The sequence below is a fragment of the Litorivivens lipolytica genome (assembly GCF_014191715.1).
GTDB classification, from domain to species: domain Bacteria; phylum Pseudomonadota; class Gammaproteobacteria; order Pseudomonadales; family Spongiibacteraceae; genus Litorivivens; species Litorivivens lipolytica.
In genome coordinates, this window is sequence record NZ_JACHWY010000002.1 from 643790 (window position 1) to 663102 (window position 19313).

The 19313-nt window shown below is 55.1% G+C and carries 18 protein-coding genes; 15 read left to right on the plus strand and 3 right to left on the minus strand.

Annotated features, from left to right (window positions below):
- The first annotated feature begins 28 nt into the window (after nt 1-28).
- The 12 genes from FHR99_RS11295 to olsF all read left to right on the plus strand — a co-directional run bounded on the left by FHR99_RS11295 (nt 29) and on the right by olsF (nt 14348).
- Nucleotides 29-382: an endonuclease domain-containing protein gene (locus FHR99_RS11295; RefSeq protein ID WP_183410755.1), complete on the plus strand. Its 354-nt coding sequence runs from the start codon at nt 29-31 to the stop codon at nt 380-382.
- A gap of 76 nt (nt 383-458) precedes the next feature.
- A complete protein-coding gene (locus tag FHR99_RS11300; protein WP_183410756.1) occupies nt 459-1607 on the plus strand; it encodes an acetyl-CoA C-acetyltransferase in 1149 nt (382 codons plus the stop codon).
- Nucleotides 1608-1727: 120 nt separating this feature from the next.
- Complete coding sequence (locus tag FHR99_RS11305; protein ID WP_183410757.1) at nt 1728-2612, plus strand: SDR family oxidoreductase; 885 nt, start codon at nt 1728-1730, stop codon at nt 2610-2612.
- Between the two features lie 36 nt (nt 2613-2648).
- Entirely contained in the window at nt 2649-3194 is a 546-nt protein-coding gene (locus tag FHR99_RS11310; RefSeq protein ID WP_183410759.1) for a YfaZ family outer membrane protein, read from the plus strand.
- Between the two features lie 41 nt (nt 3195-3235).
- On the plus strand, nt 3236-4393 hold the full coding sequence (locus FHR99_RS11315) for an acyl-CoA dehydrogenase family protein (RefSeq protein ID WP_183410761.1): 1158 nt from the start codon (nt 3236-3238) through the stop codon (nt 4391-4393).
- Between the two features lie 23 nt (nt 4394-4416).
- Nucleotides 4417-5607: an acyl-CoA dehydrogenase family protein gene (locus FHR99_RS11320; protein ID WP_183410763.1), complete on the plus strand. Its 1191-nt coding sequence runs from the start codon at nt 4417-4419 to the stop codon at nt 5605-5607.
- 115 nt (nt 5608-5722) lie between these two features.
- Nucleotides 5723-6511 carry an SDR family oxidoreductase gene (locus tag FHR99_RS11325; protein ID WP_183410765.1) on the plus strand — a complete coding sequence of 263 codons (789 nt, stop codon included), beginning with the start codon at nt 5723-5725 and terminating at the stop codon, nt 6509-6511.
- A 118-nt stretch (nt 6512-6629) separates the two neighbouring features.
- Entirely contained in the window at nt 6630-7832 is a 1203-nt protein-coding gene (locus tag FHR99_RS11330) for an acetyl-CoA C-acyltransferase (protein ID WP_183410767.1), read from the plus strand.
- A gap of 102 nt (nt 7833-7934) precedes the next feature.
- Complete coding sequence (locus FHR99_RS11335; protein WP_183410769.1) at nt 7935-9119, plus strand: multidrug effflux MFS transporter; 1185 nt, start codon at nt 7935-7937, stop codon at nt 9117-9119.
- A gap of 68 nt (nt 9120-9187) precedes the next feature.
- Nucleotides 9188-11683, plus strand: coding sequence for a glycerol-3-phosphate 1-O-acyltransferase PlsB (gene plsB, locus FHR99_RS11340; RefSeq protein WP_183410773.1), 2496 nt, complete (start codon nt 9188-9190; stop codon nt 11681-11683).
- A gap of 113 nt (nt 11684-11796) precedes the next feature.
- Nucleotides 11797-12618, plus strand: a complete 822-nt coding sequence (locus FHR99_RS11345) for a UDP-2,3-diacylglucosamine diphosphatase (protein ID WP_246386760.1) — start codon at nt 11797-11799, stop codon at nt 12616-12618.
- Nucleotides 12619-12626: 8 nt separating this feature from the next.
- Nucleotides 12627-14348: a bifunctional ornithine lipid synthase OlsF gene (gene olsF / locus FHR99_RS11350; protein ID WP_183410774.1), complete on the plus strand. Its 1722-nt coding sequence runs from the start codon at nt 12627-12629 to the stop codon at nt 14346-14348.
- A 102-nt stretch (nt 14349-14450) separates the two neighbouring features.
- Here the strand turns inward: olsF and FHR99_RS11355 are convergent, their stop codons facing one another.
- Both FHR99_RS11355 and FHR99_RS11360 read right to left on the minus strand, forming a co-directional pair.
- The gene (locus tag FHR99_RS11355) at nt 14451-15479 is read right to left on the minus strand and encodes an MJ1255/VC2487 family glycosyltransferase (RefSeq protein ID WP_183410776.1); all 1029 of its coding nucleotides are present in this window, start codon (nt 15477-15479) and stop codon (nt 14451-14453) included.
- Nucleotides 15476-16003 carry a phosphatase PAP2 family protein gene (locus FHR99_RS11360; RefSeq protein ID WP_183410778.1) on the minus strand — a complete coding sequence of 176 codons (528 nt, stop codon included), beginning with the start codon at nt 16001-16003 and terminating at the stop codon, nt 15476-15478. Before FHR99_RS11360 ends, FHR99_RS11355 begins: the two co-directional genes overlap by 4 nt.
- A gap of 68 nt (nt 16004-16071) precedes the next feature.
- Between FHR99_RS11360 and FHR99_RS16640 the strand changes: the two genes are divergently transcribed.
- A complete protein-coding gene (locus FHR99_RS16640) occupies nt 16072-16281 on the plus strand; it encodes a GDCCVxC domain-containing (seleno)protein (protein WP_425488622.1) in 210 nt (69 codons plus the stop codon).
- Here the strand turns inward: FHR99_RS16640 and FHR99_RS11365 are convergent.
- A complete protein-coding gene (locus FHR99_RS11365; RefSeq protein WP_183410780.1) occupies nt 16265-16891 on the minus strand; it encodes a class I SAM-dependent methyltransferase in 627 nt (208 codons plus the stop codon). The genes FHR99_RS16640 and FHR99_RS11365 overlap by 17 nt on opposite strands.
- Nucleotides 16892-17072: 181 nt before the next feature.
- Between FHR99_RS11365 and sthA the strand changes: the two genes are divergently transcribed.
- Nucleotides 17073-18461: a Si-specific NAD(P)(+) transhydrogenase gene (gene sthA, locus FHR99_RS11370; protein WP_183410782.1), complete on the plus strand. Its 1389-nt coding sequence runs from the start codon at nt 17073-17075 to the stop codon at nt 18459-18461.
- Between the two features lie 468 nt (nt 18462-18929).
- The gene (locus FHR99_RS11375; protein ID WP_183410784.1) at nt 18930-19130 is read left to right on the plus strand and encodes a hypothetical protein; all 201 of its coding nucleotides are present in this window, start codon (nt 18930-18932) and stop codon (nt 19128-19130) included.
- The last annotated feature ends 183 nt before the right edge of the window (nt 19131-19313 follow it).

Sequence of the window (19313 nt, forward strand, 5' to 3'; positions counted from 1 at the left end):
AAATTTTAAAGGGAAAACAATGTCACGGATGACAAAATGCGCCCGCTTACTGCGGCACAATCAGACCGATGCGGAACGGTTGCTTTGGTCGAAGTTAAGAAATCGACGGCTGCTTGGCTATAAGTTTCGACGCCAGCAACCGATTGGAAATTTCATCGCAGATTTTGTCTGTGAGGATATGAAGTTGATTGTCGAGCTGGATGGCGGTCAGCACAGTGAACAAGTCGGGAGCGATGAAAGCCGCACTCGAGTTTTGGAATCGCGGGGTTATGCCGTGGTGAGGTTTTGGAATAACGAACTACTGGATCAGACAGATTCGGTGCTTCAATCCCTCACCCTAACCCTCTCCCAGAGGGAGAGAGAACTGGACAGAACTCCGTAGTGAAACGTTACGCCCCCTCTCCCTCCGGGAGAGGGCCGGGGTGAGGGTAATCCCTCCCAATAAATCGGAGGCAACCATGCCAGAAGCTTACATAGTAGACGCAGTAAGAACGCCAACCGGTCGTCGTAAAGGCGGTTTGGCCCATGTACACGGTGCTGACCTTGGCGCCCACGTATTGAAAGCCATCGTTGAGCGCAACGGGATTCCCGACAACGAATATGACGACGTTATCTTCGGTTGTGTCGACACCATCGGACCGTTGGCCGGTGATATTGCCCGCACCTGTTGGCTTGCCGCTGGTTTGTCTGATGAAGTGCCGGGAACAACCATTGATCGTCAATGTGGTTCTTCTCAGCAGTCGGTTCACTTTGCCGCGCAGGCAGTCATGTCCGGCACCCAAGACGTCGTGGTTGCGGGTGGTGTTCAGACTATGACCCAGATTCCGATTTCTTCGGCCATGACCGCGGCGATCCCGATGGGCTTTAAAGATCCTTTCTCGGGTTCCACTGGCTGGGTTGAGCGCTATGGTGCCGAGCCGCCGACCCAGTTCAAATCCGCGCAGATGATTGCCGATAAGTGGGGCTTCTCTCGCCGTGATCTGGAAGTGTACTCGCTCGAGTCTCACACCCGCGCATTGAAGGCCATCGAAGAAGGACGCTTTGATCGCGAGATCATTCCGCTGGAAGGCGTAACCATGGACGAGACCCCACGTCAGTCCACGCTGGAAAAAATGGCCGAGCTGGATTTTCTGTTTGGTTGCGACAAGGTAACCGCCGCGGTGTCCAGTCAGACCTGTGATGGTGCGAGTGCCATGCTGGTCGTCAGCGAAGACGCGCTGAAGCGCTACAACCTGACCCCGCGTGCCCGCATTCACCATATCAGTGTGCGTGCTGAAGATCCGATCTGGATGCTGACGGCACCGATTCCGGCAACGCAATATGCCCTCAAGAAAGCGGGCATGACCCTGAACGACATTGATGTTGTTGAAATCAACGAAGCCTTTGCCTCGGTGGTGATGGCTTGGTTGAAGGAAACCGGGTATGACCACGCCAAAACCAACGTCAACGGTGGAGCGATTGCACTGGGCCATCCGCTGGGTGCGACTGGTACCAAACTAATGACGACCCTGCTGCACGAGCTTGAGCGCAGCGGTGGACGCTATGGTCTTCAGACCATGTGTGAAGGCGGTGGTCAGGCGAACGTAACGATTATTGAGAGGTTGTAAACCCTCACCCTGTCCCTCTCCCAAAGGGAGAGGGGACCTATATAGCGGGTTCCCCGCGCCCCCTCTCCCAGTGGGAGAGGGCTGGGGTGAGGGGTCGCGAACTTGATTCGGAGAAATAACATGGGAATTCTGGATAACAGAGTAGCAATCATCACCGGTGCCGGTGGTGGCCTCGGTGCGGCGCACGCCCGCGTTTTTGCCAGCGAAGGCTGCTCGGTGGTGGTGAACGACATCAATCAGGAAGCTGCACAGAAAGTGGTCGACGAGATAGCGGCCGCTGGCGGCAAGGCCATCGTCAACACCTCGGATATCACCAACTACGACGACAGCCTCAACGCGGTAAAACAGGCTATCGATACTTTTGGTGACCTGAATATCGTACTGAACAACGCCGGTGTTAACCGCGACCGCATGTTTGCCTCCATGACCGAGCAGGAATGGGACACCATTATGGCGGTTCACCTGAAAGGGCATTTCTGCATCAGCTCTCATGCCGTTCACTATTGGCGTGGTCAGAGCAAGGAAGGCAAACTCGTCTCTGGTCGCATTATCAACACGACTTCCGGTGCCGGCCTGCAGGGCTCAATTGGTCAGAGCAACTATGCCGCGGCAAAAGCCGGTATTGCGGCACTGACCCTGAATCAGGCCGCAGAACTGGGCCGCTACGGCATTACCGCTAACGCTGTTGCGCCTTCAGCGCGTACAGGCATGACCATGGGCGTACCGGAAATGGCCCAACGCATGGCAGCGCCCGAAGATGGCAGCTTTGACCACTTTGCCCCGGAAAATGTGTCGGTATTGCTGGCCTGGCTGGGCTCTGAGGAATCCTCCCACGTGACAGGGCGTGTATTTGAGTCAGAAGGCGGTAGAATCTGCATAGCCGATGGCTGGAGAACCACTGAGGGCGTTGATAAAGGCGCACAGTGGAAGCCCGCAGAAATCGGCTCTGCGATGGAGGAGCTGTTGAAAAAAGAAGTCCCCGCGCAGAAAGTCTGGGGAACCTGATCCCCGCCAATTTTTGATTTGCACAGGGGTAACACCATGAAGAAAGCGCTTTTCCTGCTGGCAGCAACGGCAACTCTGACGGCACCTGCGGCCTTGGCCAACGATGTCAGCTTCCGCTTCAGTGATGATGTGGCGGGTTTGTCTTTCAATGCCAATTCACCGGATGGAAAAGCGTCGGTGGAAATCGGGGCAAACCACAATGAAGACGACGACGTAGAAATCTACAACGCCGGATTCTATGCCAACGGCAAACGTGGTCGTCTGCAAGGTCGCGTCGGCGTGAAAGGCTTTTATGCTGATCTGGATGGGGTAGAAGGTCCCGGTTTGGCTTTCGGTATCGATTTGAAGGTTCCGACCAGCGATGTCTTCAGTTTGGTGGCTTCTTATTTCTATGGCCCGTCTTCTACGTCATTTGACGATATGGATGGCTACCGCGACTGGAAGATTGGTGCCCAGTTGATGTTGTTTGAAAACTCCGCGCTGGAGTTTGGTCTGTCGGATATTGAAGTTCAGATCGAAGACGTGCGCGGGGACTATGATTTTCAGGATGGCGCTTACGTAGAGCTGAAACTGCTCTTCTAAAACTGCTTTTTCCGGCAGGGCGCCTTTAATCGAGGCTGCGAATGGATTTTGTATTTACCGAAGAACAGCAGATGATCCGCGATACTGCGGAATCTTTTCTGGCTGAGGTGTCGACCAGTGAAGCCGTGCGCAAGGCAATGGCTTCCGACACCGGTTTTGACGAGGCGCTCTGGCAGCAGATTTGTGCCGAGATGTACTGGCAGGCCATCCATATCCCCGAGGAATTCGGAGGTATGGGGCTGGGCTATGTCGAGTTGGTTGCCATGATGGAACAGATGGGGCGCTACCTCTTGTGCGCACCTTTCTACTCCACGGTCTGCCTCGGCGTAAATACCTTGTTGCTCGCAGCGAGCGATGAACAGAAAGCGGAATACCTGGCGGCTATCTGTGAAGGCAGTCTGACCGCAACCCTGGCCTACTGTGGCGCTCGAGGCGGTCGCACGGCTGATGCTATAACCGCGACGTGGCGCGAAGACGGCGACGGTTTTGTCCTCAATGGCGACAGTAGTTTTGTCGTAGACGGTATGACCGCTGGCTTGATTTTAGTTGCCGCTCGCGGTGAGGGCAGCAGCGGTGAAGAAGGTATCAGTCTGTTTGCGGTACCGGTGGATTCCTCGGGCCTTGAACGCAAGGCGCAGCCGATGCTGGATCAAACCCGCAAAATGGCTTCGCTGTCTTTCAATAATTTCAAACTTTCTGCTGCTAGCCTTCTTGGAGAATCCGGCAAGGCCTGGCCGGTATTGGACAAGGTGCTGGATCTGGCCTCTATCGCGCTTGCAGCCGAACAGATGGGCGGCAGTCAGCAATTGCTGGATAGCACGGTTGAGTACACCAAGGAACGCGTTCAGTTCAATCGTCCCATTGCCAGCTTCCAATCTATTAAGCACAAGGCGGCCGATATGATGCTGCGCGTGGAAGCTGCACGTTCCGCTGTTTACTACGCCGCCTGTGTTGCCGATGAGGCCTTGCAGGGCGGTGGTCTGGCGGACGAGCTGTCGGAAGCTGCGAGCATTGCTAAAGCCTATTGCTCTGATGCCTACTTCAAAAATGCCGGAGAGAGCATTCAGATGCACGGCGGCGTCGGTTTTACCTGGGAATACGACGTGCACTTGTACTTCAAGCGTGCCAAGGGTTCTGAACACATGCTCGGCAATGCAGCTTTCCATCGCGAACGTCTTGCCGGCGTGATTTTGGATTAAGTACTGGACTGAGGAGATAGACGATGAAATTAAGTTTCAGTCCGGAAGACGAAAAATTCCGTGAGGAAATTGCCGGTTGGCTGAAAGCCAATCTCACCGGTGAATTTGAAAAGCTCAAGTTTCGTGGCGGCCCCGGTGACGAGCACACCTATCCCGACGAGCGGGTAAAGTGGGAGCAGAAACTGGCCGAGGGCAAGTGGACCTGCGTGGGGTGGCCGAAAGAATACGGCGGCCGTGGTCTGTCCATCGAGCAGCAAGTGATCTTCTTCGAAGAATACGCCCGTGCCGGTGCGCCGGGACGTATGGGCCATATTGGCGAGGGCCTTGCCGGCCCAACCATCATTGCCTTTGGCAGTGAGCACCAGAAGCAAAAGTACCTGCCGGGCATTGTTGCGGGTACCGAGCTGTGGTGTCAGGGCTATTCCGAACCGGGTGCTGGGTCGGATCTGGCTAACGTCAAAACCAAAGCGCGTTTTGATGAAGCGAAGGGCAAGTGGATACTCAATGGTCAGAAAGTCTGGACCTCTCTGGCCCACGAGTCTCACTACTGCTTTGTGATTGCCCGCACGGACCCCGAATCCAAGGCCCATAAAGGCCTCGGCTTCTTTCTGGTAAAAATGGATCAGCCCGGTATCACCGTGCGTCCGATTGAACAGATTACCGGTACCTCGGAATTCAACGAAGTCTTCTTCGATGACGCCGAGTGCGACGCCGAAGATATTGTCGGCGAACCCGGTGATGGCTGGAAGGTCGCAATGGGCCTGCTCGGCTACGAGCGCGGCGTCTCGACCCTTGGGCAGCAAATGGCTTTCCAGAATGAACTGGATGAAGTCGTTAAGGTCGCCAAGGAAAACGGTGCAGCCAAAGACCCGGTGATTCGTCAGCGCATAGCTGATCTTTACCTGCGTTTGAAGATCATGCGCTACAACAGCATGCGCATGCTCAGCGACGATGCCGGTGATGGCAGCCTGCAAAAAGAGGCACTGATCTACAAGCTGTACTGGGCGACCTGGCATCGAGAGCTGGGCGAGTTGGCTGTGGACGTACAAGGTGAAATGGGGCAGGTGATTGCCGCGGAGCCCTATGAGCTTACGCGCTTGCAGTCCCTGTATCTGTTTGTGCGTTCAGATACGATTTATGGCGGTACTAACCAGGTTCAGCGGAATATTATTGCTGAACGGGGATTAGGTATGCCCAAAGAGCCCAAATGGTAGTGGATTTTTAGTCTGTCATTGCGAGCACAGCGAAGCAATCTTCTTCCAAGTGCGACGCACAAGATTGCTTCGCTGCGCTTCGCAATGACGGAAAAAGTGAATTAAAGAGAACATTATGGATATCAAAAACCCAAGCTACGTCCCCGGCCACGGCCTGCTGAAAGACAAATCAGTGCTGATCACCGCCGCTGCAGGTGCCGGTATCGGTTTTGCAGCCGCCAAGAAGGCTGTTGAAGAAGGCTGCCGGGCCATCGTTATCAGCGATATTCACGAAGGTCGTCTCGATGCTTCGGTTGCAAAGCTGAAGGAAGAAACCGGCCTGCAAAACGTGTGGGGCAAGACCTGCAATGTGGCGGTCGAAGACGATGTGCAGGCGCTGATTAACTTCGCCGAGAAAAAACTCGGTGGTGTGGATATTCTGATTAACAACGCTGGCCTGGGAACGTCCAAACTGCTGATCGAGATGGAAGACGATGAGTGGAACAAGGTCATCGACGTGACCCTGAACGGCACCATGCGCATGACCCGTTACATGATGAAAGTCATGAAAACGCGCGGCACCGGTGTGATTGTAAATAACGCCTCCGTACTTGGCTGGCGCGCCCAGAAAGAGCAGGCACACTACGCTGCGGCCAAAGCCGGGGTGATGGCTCTGACTCGCTGCGCAGCCGTAGAAGCGGCGGATTTTGGCGTTCGTATTAATGCGGTATCGCCGTCGCTGGCGGTTCACCCCATGCTGAAAAAATCAGCACCGGAAGAATTGCTGGCTGAACTGGAAGGTCGCGAGGCCTATGGTCGCGGCGCAGAAGTGTGGGAAGTGGCCAATGTGATGATGTTCCTCGCGTCGGATTATTCGTCTTATCTGACGGGTGAAACCATTAGCTGCAGTTCACAGCGTTCGTAAAAACTCCCGTCATTGCGAGCGCAGCGAAGCAATCTACATCGAAGTGTGACGGAACGAGATTGCTTCGCTAGGCTCGCAATGACAGTTACATTCAAGACATTAAGGAAGGGAAAAGATCATGAAAGAAGCCGTAATCGTATCAACCGCCCGTACCGCTATGGGCAAAGCCTTTCGCGGCGCCTTTAACGACACCGATGCTCCAGTGCTGGGTGGCCACGTTATTCGTCACGCCGTTGAGCGCGCCGGTATTGAAGGCGGAGAAGTCGACGACGTATTGATGGGTGCCGCTGCGCAGCAGGGTAACCAGGGCTACAACATCGCGCGTCTGAGTGCGATGGCGGCAGGTTTGCCAGTGACTGTGTCTGGCGCGTCGCTGGATCGTATGTGCTCTTCCGGTCTGATGACGATCGGCTATGCCGCCAAAGCCATCATGACCAATGAGATTGATGTCGCTGTGGCTGGTGGTCTGGAGTCCATCTCGCTGACCCAGAACAAGCACAAAAACAGCTACCGCAATGTATCCAAAGCGGTTACCGATCACACGCCTTACATGCACATGGCGATGATCGAAACGGCTGAAATAGTGGCCGATCGCTACAACATCTCCCGCGATGCCCAGGATGAGTTTTCTTACCAGAGCCAAATGCGTACGGCGGCAGGTCAGGAAGCGGGTAAGTTTGATGATGAAATTGTGCCGCTGACCACCACCAAGGCGGTGTTCAACAAGGAAACCAAGGAAACCACTTACGAAGAAGTGACCCTGACCAAGGATGAAGGCAACCGTCCTTCGACGACGCTGGAAAGCCTGCAAGGTTTGGAGCCCGTATTCAAAGACGGCATGCTGATCAAGGAAGGTAAACACATCACGGCCGGTAACGCGTCGCAGCTGTCCGACGGTGCCTCTGCGGTGTGTCTGATGGAAGCCTCGCTGGCTGAGAAGAAAGGTCTGCAGCCGCTGGGTGCTTACCGCGGTATGGCTGTGGCCGGTCTGGCGCCTGAAGAAATGGGCATTGGTCCGGTCTTCGCAATTCCCAAACTGCTGGATCGTCACGGTTTGAAAATGGACGATATCGGTTTGTGGGAGCTGAACGAAGCCTTTGCCTGTCAGGCTTTGTACTGCCGCGACAAACTGGGCATTCCCAACGAGCTGATGAATGTGAATGGCGGCGCCATTTCTATTGGCCACCCCTTCGGTATGAGCGGTGCGCGCATGGTGGGTCACGCCCTGATCGAAGGCAAACGCCGCGGCGTGAAATACGTGGTCGTGTCCATGTGTGTGGGCGGCGGCATGGGCGCTGCGGGTCTGTTCGAAGTACTGTAAGCTTGGTATAAGCAGCACATTTAAAAGTGCTGTAAAATACCGCATCTTGTTTCAGACGGGGCCAATTGGCCCCGTTTTTCATTTCTCGGGAAAGCCACAGGCATGAAAAGCCTCGATCCTCAATCGCGCTGGACGCTCTGGCTAATGTCGGCTTTTGTCGCCTTTGGTCCGCTTTCCACCGACATGTACCTGCCGGCGCTACCCTCATTGGTGGCCTACTTCGATACCACGCTGCCCGCCGTGCAGTGGACTTTGAGTGCCTATCTGATTGGCTTTGCGGTGTTTCATTTGGTCTGCGGGCCGCTGGCTGACCGTTTCGGGCGCAAACCGATTTTGCTCGGCGGTATTGGCTTATTTACCGTCGCCTGTGTGGGTTGTGCCTTGGCGGAGTCGGTTGAGTCGCTGGTGATATGGCGCTTTATTCAGGGTGTGTCGGCCTGTGTTGGTCCAACCCTGGGACGGGCGATGGCGCGCGATATTTACGGTCCAACTCAGGCCGCGAAAGCGCTGGGTTATATGGCGGCCATTATGGCGATCGCGCCGGTTATTGCTCCGCTGCTGGGTGGCTGGATGATGACCTTTACTGGTTGGCAGGCAATTTTCTGGAGCCTGGCGGTTTATGGACTGCTGGCCTTTACCACCGTCTGGCTGGTGCTCCCGGAAACGCTGGTAAAACCGACTGAGCTGAAGCTGGCCGTGATCCTCGCCAACTATAGGGTGCTGTTGACCCATCGGCATTTTCTGGTGGCGGCATTGGGTATCGCCACAATGTATTCCGGCGCGTTCGCCTTTATATCCGGTAGCAGCTTTGTGCTGATCGACTTCATGGGCGTACCCCCGGAGCAGTTTGGCTGGTGGTTTATGCTGATCGTTGCCGGGTATATGGGAGGCAGCCTGTATACGGCGCGGATGGCCCATCAGCTGGATCCGATGCAGACCATGATGGGCGGCGCACTGCTGGCGGGTGTGTCGGCGGGAGTGATGGCCTTGCTGAGCGCACTGGGCTGGCATCATCCGCTGGCGGTTGTTTTACCGATGGTGTTCTATACTGCCGCGGTTGGCATTACCATGCCGCAGGCCATGTCGGTCGCGCTGGCGCCTTTTGCTGATATGGCCGCGACCGCCAGCGCCTTGCTGGGATTCCTGCAAATGGGGACGGCGGCTCTGGCTGGTGCCTTCGTGGGCATTCATCTGGATGGAACGGCCGCGCCGATGGCGCTGACCATGATGCTGGGCGGCCTGATAGCGGCGTTTGGGTTCTGGTTGTTGCGGCGTCGGATGGATTGAAGCTTTGCTATGATTAGGGCAGCTCACGACTTCCCTGTATTAAACGCAGATGATAAAAAGGTTTTAAAATGAAGTGGTTACGGCGATTGGCCTTTGTTTTTGTGCGGATTCTGCTGCGTCCAGTGCTGTGGGCCGTCAAACCGCAGGTCATTCCGGAAAACCTCGATGCCTTGCGTGAGCGCCTTCAGGGGCAGCCGGTCTGTTATGTTCTGCGCCAACACAGTTGGTCCGACCGCATTGTTCTGGAGCGGCTCTGTCGACAGCTGGATCTACCACTTATCACCACGCCTTCGGGAGATTTGCCCTCAATCGAGCGGGCAGCCTGCCTTTACTTGCCGGTGATTGCCGAGGTGGACGAGCAGAACTCACCGCAACAGTTGATTCAGTTAATTGCTGGAGCTGCGGAAGAGCACGATGTTGGCATTCAGTTTCTGCCGGTTTCCATTTTCTGGGGGCGTGACCCCGGCAGTGAAACCTCCATACTGAAACTGCTGGTGGGTGATGCCGAGTTTGCTGGCGGGCTGCGCAAGTTACTGATCATGTTGGTTCAGGGGCGCTCGGCGCTGGTGAATTTTGCCGACCCGGTCGACTTTGATTCCATTCTCGAGCGCCAGACCAATCACTTGCGCGCAGCAGAACTTCTGCATCGCGGCCTGTCGTTTCACTTTTTGCGGCAAAAAACCGCTACGCTGGGGCCGAGCCTGCTGTCGCGCCAGCACATGATTTATACGACGCTGCGACGACCACTGGTACAGCAAGCGCTGGACGAGGAGGTCCAAGAACAGAATATCAGTCGCGATCAAGCCTATAAGCGCGCCCGAAAAATGGCCAATGAGGTAGCGGCCAACTTTGACCCGCGCATGATCCGTTTTCTGGATATTGTACTGAGTTGGGTGTTCCGCAAAATTTTTAGTGGCGTGAAACCCTACAACGTAGATCGCCTGCGCTCGGTGGCAAACAAATACCATGTTATCTACATGCCGTCGCACCGCAGCCATCTGGATTATCTGCTGATTTCATGGACGCTCTACTATCAGGGCCTCGTGCCGCCGCACATAGCTGCCGGGGTAAACCTGAATTTCTGGCCCGTGGGCGGTTTGCTGCGTCGTGGCGGCGCTTTTTATATCCGTCGCAGTTTTGCCGGGCAGCAATTGTATTCGGCCATTTTCCGATCTTATCTGGATGTACTGTTGGGCCGCGGTTACCCGGTAGAGTTTTTTCCGGAAGGTGGTCGCAGCCGCACCGGTCGCTTGCTTCCGGCCAAGCGCGGCATGCTGAGCATGGTGGTGGAAAGCTTTCTGGCCCAGCCCAGTCGGGCCGCAGCGCTGGTGCCGGTTTATGTGGGCTATGACAAGCTGGTAGAAGGCGGCAGTTACGCCAAGGAGCTGCGCGGTGCGGGTAAAAAGAAAGAGTCCGCCGGTGAGCTGCTCAAGGCCCGTAAAATTTTCAAATCCTCTTACGGCAGCCCGCATGTTGCGTTTGGTGAACCCATTATCTTGTCAGAGGCTTTAAACCGGCTTGAGCCTCAGTGGCGAAGCCGGTGGCAGGAGGGTGATAAAACCTGGTTGCCAGTGGCAATTGAACGTCTAGCGCGCATGAATATGGAGCGGGTGAACCAGTCCGCGGTAGTGAATCCCATCGGGTTGGTGTCTGCTATTCTTCTGGCCAGCCCGCAACGAGCGATGGCAGAAAATGAACTGCTGGAACAGATCGAACGCTTTCTCGGTCTGATGCGAAAACTGCCCTATAGCCGTGACATCGTCTTGCCGGAACAGTCGGCTCCGGAAATCTTTGAAGCCGCCGCCCGCACCGCAGGTTTGTCGCGAATCGAACACGCGTGGGGACCGATTATCACCGTGACCGGTAACGAAGCGGTGATGCTGACCTACTACCGCAATTCCGTCATGCATGTGCTGGCCCTGCCGTCACTGATCGCACGCTTTTTACGGCATACCGAATCCATAGAGGAAGAGTTGCTGGTGCAGCGCTGCGTGGGGCTTTATCCCTTCCTTAAGCGTGAGTTGTTTCTGCATTGGCCCGTTCGCGAAGCCGAAGAACGCGTGCGTGAACTGATTGGCGGTATGGTTGAGCTTGGCCTGTTGAAGCGTGATGGCAGTAAATTGAAGCGTCCGGAAATAGGTACGTCCGAATACAGTGCCGTGATTGGTCTTGGGCGGTTGCTGCGCGAAACCCTTGAGCGCTACACCATGTGCAGTCTGCTCCTTGTATACCAACTGAGTGAGCGTCCCACCCAGCGCCCGGCGATTGAGCAGCACATTATTTATATGGTGCAGCGACTGGCAATTCTTACCGGCCGTGAAGCGCCGGAATACTTCGATAAAACTCTGTTCCGAATCTACATTGATGCATTGGTGGATCAAGGGCTGCTCGAAGAAGAACGCGTCAACGATACGATTCTGTTGCGGGTAAATCCGCGTTTGCAGGAACTTGCGGAACAGTGGGTCTGGCTGCTGGGGCCTGCGGTACAGCAGGGTATGCAGCAATTGGTGCGCGATCCGCGCCTGTCACTGCAGGAACTGGAAAACGGTGAGAGCAAAGACTGATAAAGTCTGTCTTCCCTAAACCACTAGCTGTCATAAAACTGTTGCACAACTGACTTTTGGCTGTCACCGCGGCTGGTTAGTCTGGCTCCGTGTTAGAGCATGGAGCCAAACCCTTGAGTCCTCCACTACTGCAATACAAGACAGTATGGTTGTCTGATATCCACCTCGGGTTCCGAGATTGCCGGGCCGATTATCTACTGGACTTTCTCAACAGCGTCGAATGCGAAACCCTTTATCTGGTTGGCGATGTTGTTGACCTCTGGGCGCTGAAAAAACGCTTCTTCTGGCCCGCCGCGCACTATGACGTACTGCGCGCCATTCTGAAAAAATCCCGTCATGGCACCCGCGTGGTTTACATTCCCGGTAACCACGACGAGCCCCTGCGTGACTACGTGGGTGAAACCGTCGGTGCCGTCGAGATTAAGCACGAGGTCATTCACCAAACCGCGGATGGTCGCAAGCTGCTCGTGTTTCACGGCGATGTGCTCGACCCCCATATCCGGCTCAACAAACTGGAACATCTGGTGGGTGACGTCGCCTACGATTTTCTGCTGTTCCTGAATCGCTGGGGTAACGTTATCCGCAGCCGCCTTGGGTTGGGTTACTGGTCTCTTGCCACCTACATCAAAAAGCGCGTCAAAAATGCGCGTCAGGTCATTGATATCTACGAACAGGCTGCGGCGGAAGAAGCGATGCGCCGGGGGCTGGATGGCGTCGTCTGCGGCCACATTCACCAGCCGGGCATGCGCATGATCGATGGCATTGTGTACTGCAACGATGGCGACTGGATTGAAAGCTGCAGTGCACTCACCGAAACCGACAGTGGCGAGCTTCAACTTCTGCACTGGAGTGATCGGCAGCGCGTGTTGCGCGAATTTGATTCACAGGTAGACCTTCATCAGGCGGAAGTTATTCCGCTGCGCAAGGCAGGGTAGGGTGTAGGATGATCTGCGTCGATTCCGTTGTTAAAGAGCGTTTTCCCGCGATTGCGGAAAAACACCCACATATTCGCAGCACGCTGGTGACCCTGTTTCGCTATCTGTTTCATGAAAGTGAATTCAAACAGTTCGAGCGCGATTACCCTCACCTTGTCGGCATCGATTTTGTCGACAAGGCTTTGGAGTATTTTGACTTTGACTACAGCATCAAAGCCTGGGAGCGAGAACGGATTCCGGTAAGCGGCAAGGTGGTGATTGTGGCCAACCATCCAATTGGTAGCTTGGATGGGCTGGCACTACTGAAAATGCTGAGCGAAATCCGCCCGGATGTAAAAGTCGTCGCCAACGAGTTGCTCTACAGTCTCAAGCCCCTGCGCCCACTTTTATTGCCGGTCGATAATATGAACGGCAATACCCCCAAGCAGAATCTGAAGAATATTGAGGGCCATCTCAACGAAGGCGGCGCGCTGATTATTTTCCCGGCAGGGGAAGTGTCTCGACTGGGACCGACCGGTGTTAAAGACAGCCGCTGGCGCACCGGATTTCTGCGCTTTGCCAGCAAGACCTCGGCGCCGATTCTGCCAGTGCATGTGAACGCAAGAAATTCCCTGTTTTTCTATGCGCTTTCCCTATTGGCCAAGCCGATCTCAACCCTCTGGCTGATTCGCGAGATGTTTAAGCAGCATCATCGCAGCGCGCGCCTGACGATCGGACCGATTGTGGAAACCGCCAGCTATGAATCCCTGCCGCTGACACCGCGCGCTAAGGCGCAGCTGTTTAGACGGCATGTGTACAAGTTGGGTGCTCGGCAACAGCGCGGCGAGAAACATTTCATGCCGCAGATGCAATCTGTGGCCCACCCGGAAGACCGCCGCTTGCTTCGACAAGCGCTACGATCCAGCGAAAGACTGGGAACAACCTGCGATGGTATGGAGATTTTTTGCTTTCGGGCCTCAGGCGATAGTGTGATTATGCGTGAGCTCGGTCGTTTGCGGGAAATCAGTTTCCGTGCGGTGGGGGAGGGCACCGGCAATCGCCGGGATACCGATATCTACGACACCTACTACGACCACATACTGCTGTGGGACGATAATCAACTTGAGCTGGTAGGTGCGTACCGTCTTGCGCGCTGTGCGGCACTGAACGCTGACCAAACCTTGTACACGTCTACGTTATTTAACTTTTCTGATCAGGCCGCGCCGTATCTGCAGCAGGGCGTGGAGCTGGGTAGAAGTTTTGTTCAGCCCCAATACTGGGGCAAAGCGGCGCTGGATTATCTTTGGCAAGGCGTCGGAGCTTACCTTTCCCGCTACCCGGATGTGCGCTATCTGTTCGGTCCGGTCAGTATCAGTAACGAACTGCCCTCTGGGGCGCGTGAACTGCTGGTTGAATTTTACCGCAAGCATTTTCCGCCGGCGTCCGACTGGGCGATTGCGAAATTGCCTTACGCGCCGGGCACAGGGAATACCTTCGAAGGCAGAGACTACTCGCAGGAATTTATCGAGTTAAAAGCGCGACTGGCTGAGATGGGGGCTAGCGTTCCGCCTTTGTATAAACAGTATTCAGAGCTGTGCGAAACCGGTGGCGTACAGTTTGCCGCCTACAATATTGACCCGGATTTTGCGGATTGCGTGGATGGTTTGGTGCTGGTGGATATCTCCAAAATGAAGCCCGCCCGCCGTAAGCGTTATCTGGGCGCCTCAACGATAACGACAACTGCATCGTAACAATGGGCAAGCCTGCCCCTGTAATACCAATAATAAAAATACGGATAATAAAAATAGACTTGTGACCGAGGTTGGCTGGCGGGATTGGGTAGGGAAGCCTGATCAGGCCAGCCGGGTTTTCTTCCAGAGGTCTTTGCTGAGCGACTCGGTATTGTGCCATTCACCGGATAGAACCCAATCTACCAGTGCTGCAGCAACGTCGGGGTAGGTCACGGGTGTGCGCACTGGGAGCGCATTTAACCAGTTCGCTATTGGTTTATGTTCCAGGCTGTGCAGGATATCGGCGTAGTTCAGTTGCGACAAAGCCATTGCGTTCGCGATCTGTTCGCCTTGCCCTGTCACCGGTTTGGCCAGCACGGCCTTGCCCAGATAGAGGCATTCGCTGATCAGTTCGAAACCGGCATTGCAGATGACGGCGCGGCTGGACTGCAGATCTTGTTTGAAACCAGCAAGGCTGGTTTTGCGGGTGTCGACATTGTCGTCCCGCCCATCGACAAGATCCGGTGAATACTGAATAAAACGGGTGTCGGGTATCTGTTTCAGCAAGCGGGTAACGCGGCTCTGATCCTCGAAGGGCAGATAGACAAGCACGCTGTTACCGACTCGACTGGAAACGGCGGGATTAATGATGGGCGGTACAATGGGCCCACCGAAGTCCGACCAGTGCAGACCGAGCCCGGTGGTCACAGGCGCAAAACAGCGCAGTATGAATCGGCTCAGAATGTCACCCTTGCTGCGCGGAACACCGGGATGGTGGAAGGCGTACTGATGACCAATACCAATTACCGGACGGTTTTGCAGTTTGCCCGCCCAGGCGGTGATCGGCTCAAAGTCGGTGAGGATAACGTCGTACCCGGACACATCCAGTTCACGAATTTCCTGCAGAAAGCGTATCGGGTGACTTTGCGCGACGGTGCGCAGGTAGCTGATAGAGCCCTGATGGCTGACGAAGCTGAGGCCGGTGCGAGTTTGGTAGTGGCCGAAGCACTCCATATCAAAGTAGCGCTCGGGCGCACGCCCCGAGAATAGAAAGTCGACCTGAACGCCGCGCCGAGTGAAGTGGCTGGCCATCATACGGGCACGGCTGACGTGGCCGTTGCCGGTGCCTTGCACGCCGTAGAGAATCTTCATATCACAACGATACTGAAGCTCGCATAGGCCAGCGTTGCACCGAGTGTGGCGCCCGCCAGAATATCGGTTGGGAAGTGAACCCCGAGAATCACGCGCGAGGCGCCGACCATCGCTGCCCAGATCATCAAGGGCAGGGCGACCAGTCCAAAGCTCAGGTAGACCAGTGTGGCCAACATCACCGCAGCTGCGGTGTGTCCGGAGGGAAAGCTGAACTTGTCCGACGCGGTGATAACACTGGAGAAACTGGGTATGGCTTCAGGTGGTCGGCGTCGCTGAAAACTGTTTTTCAGCACCCAATACAGTGGCAGCTCGATAGCAAAGGCCAGTAAAGTAGCCAGCAGAAGGTGCTGTCCTGCTTCCCCAGCGATCAGGGCGAGCCCGACAGGGATAAGAATTTGAAGATAACCGTCGCCGCTGCGGGAAACCTGCTTCGCGGTTTTGGCCAGCACGCTCTGGTGGCGACTGTTGACACACCAGAGGAACATGCGCGTATCGTATTGAGTAAGTGTCGTAAGTATCTGCATAGTGTTCTCCTGACTATGCAGTCTGTGCCTGATGCGTGTACTAACTGTGACAGTATTGTGATTTTTTTATGACAGCGTCCGATCCGAAGCCGGCTCCGAGCCGCAGTATTATTCAGTGCCCGCTGTGCGGATTTAAGGTGACTGAGCGCTTGCCTGCCGGCAAAGCTCCTTCGACAGCGGACTGTGTTGCCTGTGGCAAAGCGATGCAGGCGAGAGGCTGTTGTGTGTTTTGCGATTTTGGTTCAGTGCGCTGCCGGGCGGCTAGCTGTTCTCTATAACCAGCGCAGTGCCGGTAAAGCGACGCGGTTCTATCGTTTCTATCTGAAAGGCTTCGGCAAAGTGTTCCTCAACGCAGCGGTCAGCCAGCGCGTTAAAGGGTGGGCGTTGGGGGTCTGTCAGAATGATGCGACTGACGCCGGCCTCAACCGCGCGGTCAATCAGGTCGGAAACGTCGTTGGCCAAGGCGTCCCAGAAACAGATATCGGCGCCAATAATCACGTCAAAGCAGGCCAGATAGTCGGCTCTCAGTTCGTCAAAGCGTGCAACCTGTTCAGTGATCTCGACGCCATTGTGCTCTGCCAGCAACTGCAGGAAGGGAAAGACCGCCGGGTCTGCGTCCATGGCGGTTACCTCGGCGCCAAAGGTTTTAGCGCAATAAATACCGCCCAGCCCCCAGCCGCAACCGATATCCAGTATTCGACACCCTTTGGGCAGCGGAGCCTGTTCCAGATAGTCCATTAACAGATAGCAAGCGCCCCAGAGTTTGTTGCCGTGGATATTGGGGGTGGCCTGCTCGCGCTTCAGTCGGCGCAGATCGGGATGGCGGCTGGTGAGTGCAATAACGCCGTAGGCTTCTCTTATCTGTGGGTTCGGAATTGGCTTGGGCATTGTTTTAGCGTTCGGGCATCCTTTTAAGGCCCCGGGATTCTACACAGCGAACGACAGAAAGTCCCCGGATGAGGTAGAATCCATTTTGCTTGTTGTCAACGACGAGCAAGGGGGGGGATATGATGATCGAAGCCGTTTTGCTGTTTCGAAGTAGAATCTTGTCCCGGAGAAAGTACACTGTATGACTGAATCCCATTACGACCTTTTGGTGATTGGCAGCGGCCCTGCTGGCGAAAGTGCGGCGCTCAATGCCGTCAAACACGATCAGCGCGTAGCTATTGTCGAACAGCAGCGCTGGGTGGGTGGCGCCTGCACTCATCAGGGCACAGTGCCTTCCAAGGCCTTGCGTCACACTGTCCGCCAGGTCATGCGCTTCAATCGCAATCAGATCTTTCGTGATCTGGGTGACCCCAGAACCCTGACCTTTCCCAGACTACTGACCGCCGCTGACGATGTGATCAAACGGCAGGTCACCATGCGCAGCAAGTTCTATCAGCGCAATCGCATTGAGGTGATTATTGGCCGGGCGCATTTTGTTGACGCTCACACCTTAGCTGTTAGCCACGAAGGGCGCGAGCACCGCCTCACTGCTGACCAGATTGTTATCGCGACCGGTTCAAGACCCTATCGTCCAGAGAATATCGATTTTTATCATCCACGGGTGTACGACAGTGACACCATCCTCAAAATGTCACATACCCCGCGCAAGATCCTGATTTATGGTGCGGGTGTAATTGGCTGTGAGTATGCATCGATCTTTTCCGGATTGGGTATCAAGGTCGAGCTGATCAATACGCGAGATCGGCTGCTGGAGTTTCTGGACGACGAGATTTCCGATGCTCTTAGTTATCACCTGCGCAACCTCGGCGTGATGATTCGTGACCGGGAGGAATATAGAGAGGTGAAAGCCTCGGACCGTGGGGTGGAAGTGACCCTCGAATCCGGCAAGAGGCTGCGCGGCGATGCCTTGTTGTGGTGTAACGGTCGAACCGGCAATACCGATCAGCTCGATCTGGACGCTGTGGGCTTGCAGGCGGATCACCGGGGCCAGTTGGAAGTCGATGAGCACTATGAAACCAGCGTAGAGGGCATCTTTGCCGCCGGCGACGTTATCGGCTGGCCGAGTCTTGCCAGTGCCGCTTATGATCAGGGCCGCTCTGCCGCAGCTTCGGCCCGCGGAAAGGAAAATTGCCGCTTTGTCGATGACGTGCCCACCGGCATTTATACCCTGCCTGAGATCAGCTCAGTGGGGGCCACCGAACGCGAACTGACCCAGGCGCGAGTGCCCTACGAAGTCGGGAGGGCGCTGTTCAAGGATACCGCTAGAGCCCAGATCAGTGGCGAGACCGTGGGGATGCTCAAACTCCTCTTTCATGTTGAGACGCTGGAGATACTCGGTATTCATTGCTTTGGTGCCGAAGCCGCCGAGATCGTTCATATCGGCCAAGCCATTATGAAGCAGAGGGGCGAAGGCAATTCCCTGCGGTATTTTATTACCACGACCTTTAATTACCCGACTATGGCCGAGGCCTATCGAACCGCCGCATTAAATGGCATCAATCGGCTTTAGGTGAGTTTAGAGGTAGGGTGGAAAAGTACTCACCTGTTACATAGGGCCGCGTCACTAATTTTGAATAACTGAGAATTAAGGGTTGACGCTTGGATATATACAGATATACAGTCATCCCTCGTTCAGAAGGAATCTGTAACGTAAGCCAAAGGGATTTGGATGCCACTTCTTCGACATTCTTCCCCCTGCAGATTTCTTCAGAACGCGTCAACGGCGCCGGTTCGCTGTCGTCCGTAGACAATCTGCAATGGGGCTTTCAGGGATGAAAGATTTGGCGAGGGATCGCCTTTCCCCACCCATTCCAGCGCGGCGGTGGAGATTGCACCCCGCCGTCGCGCTGATCATCATTTGTTAATGTTTTTTTTGTTGACACCCCCCCCAATAAATCATAAATAGGCGCTGACGAGCCGGTTCCGGCAAGTCGTTATTTCAGGTTTATCTCTATCGCATTTAAGAGGAGTGATAGTTATGGCGAAAGACCTGTCTGACGCGGCGACTGACGATTTCGACGATGCCTTCGAAGACGATTCCCAGGATTCCGACGGTTATGACCGCGGCGTGTTTATGGGAGGTCGGGATAACTCCATCCGCAGAAAAATCGAAGAGCGCATGGAGCGCCGACGCCTGATGGAAGATCTCGGGATGGATGATATGGAGTTGGATTTCTGAGTTCAGGGCGCATGGGGTGACAAATTGTGTCACCCTTGGGGGCGAGGATTGTCAGCTTTGGTTTGAAGTTATCTTTCGAATTGCGACGGATTATTCTTAAGTTATTGAAAATAAATAACTAATAATAGCTTGTGGGTGTTGGCACGCCCTCTGCATTACTCCAAATGCACAAAAGCGGCTCTC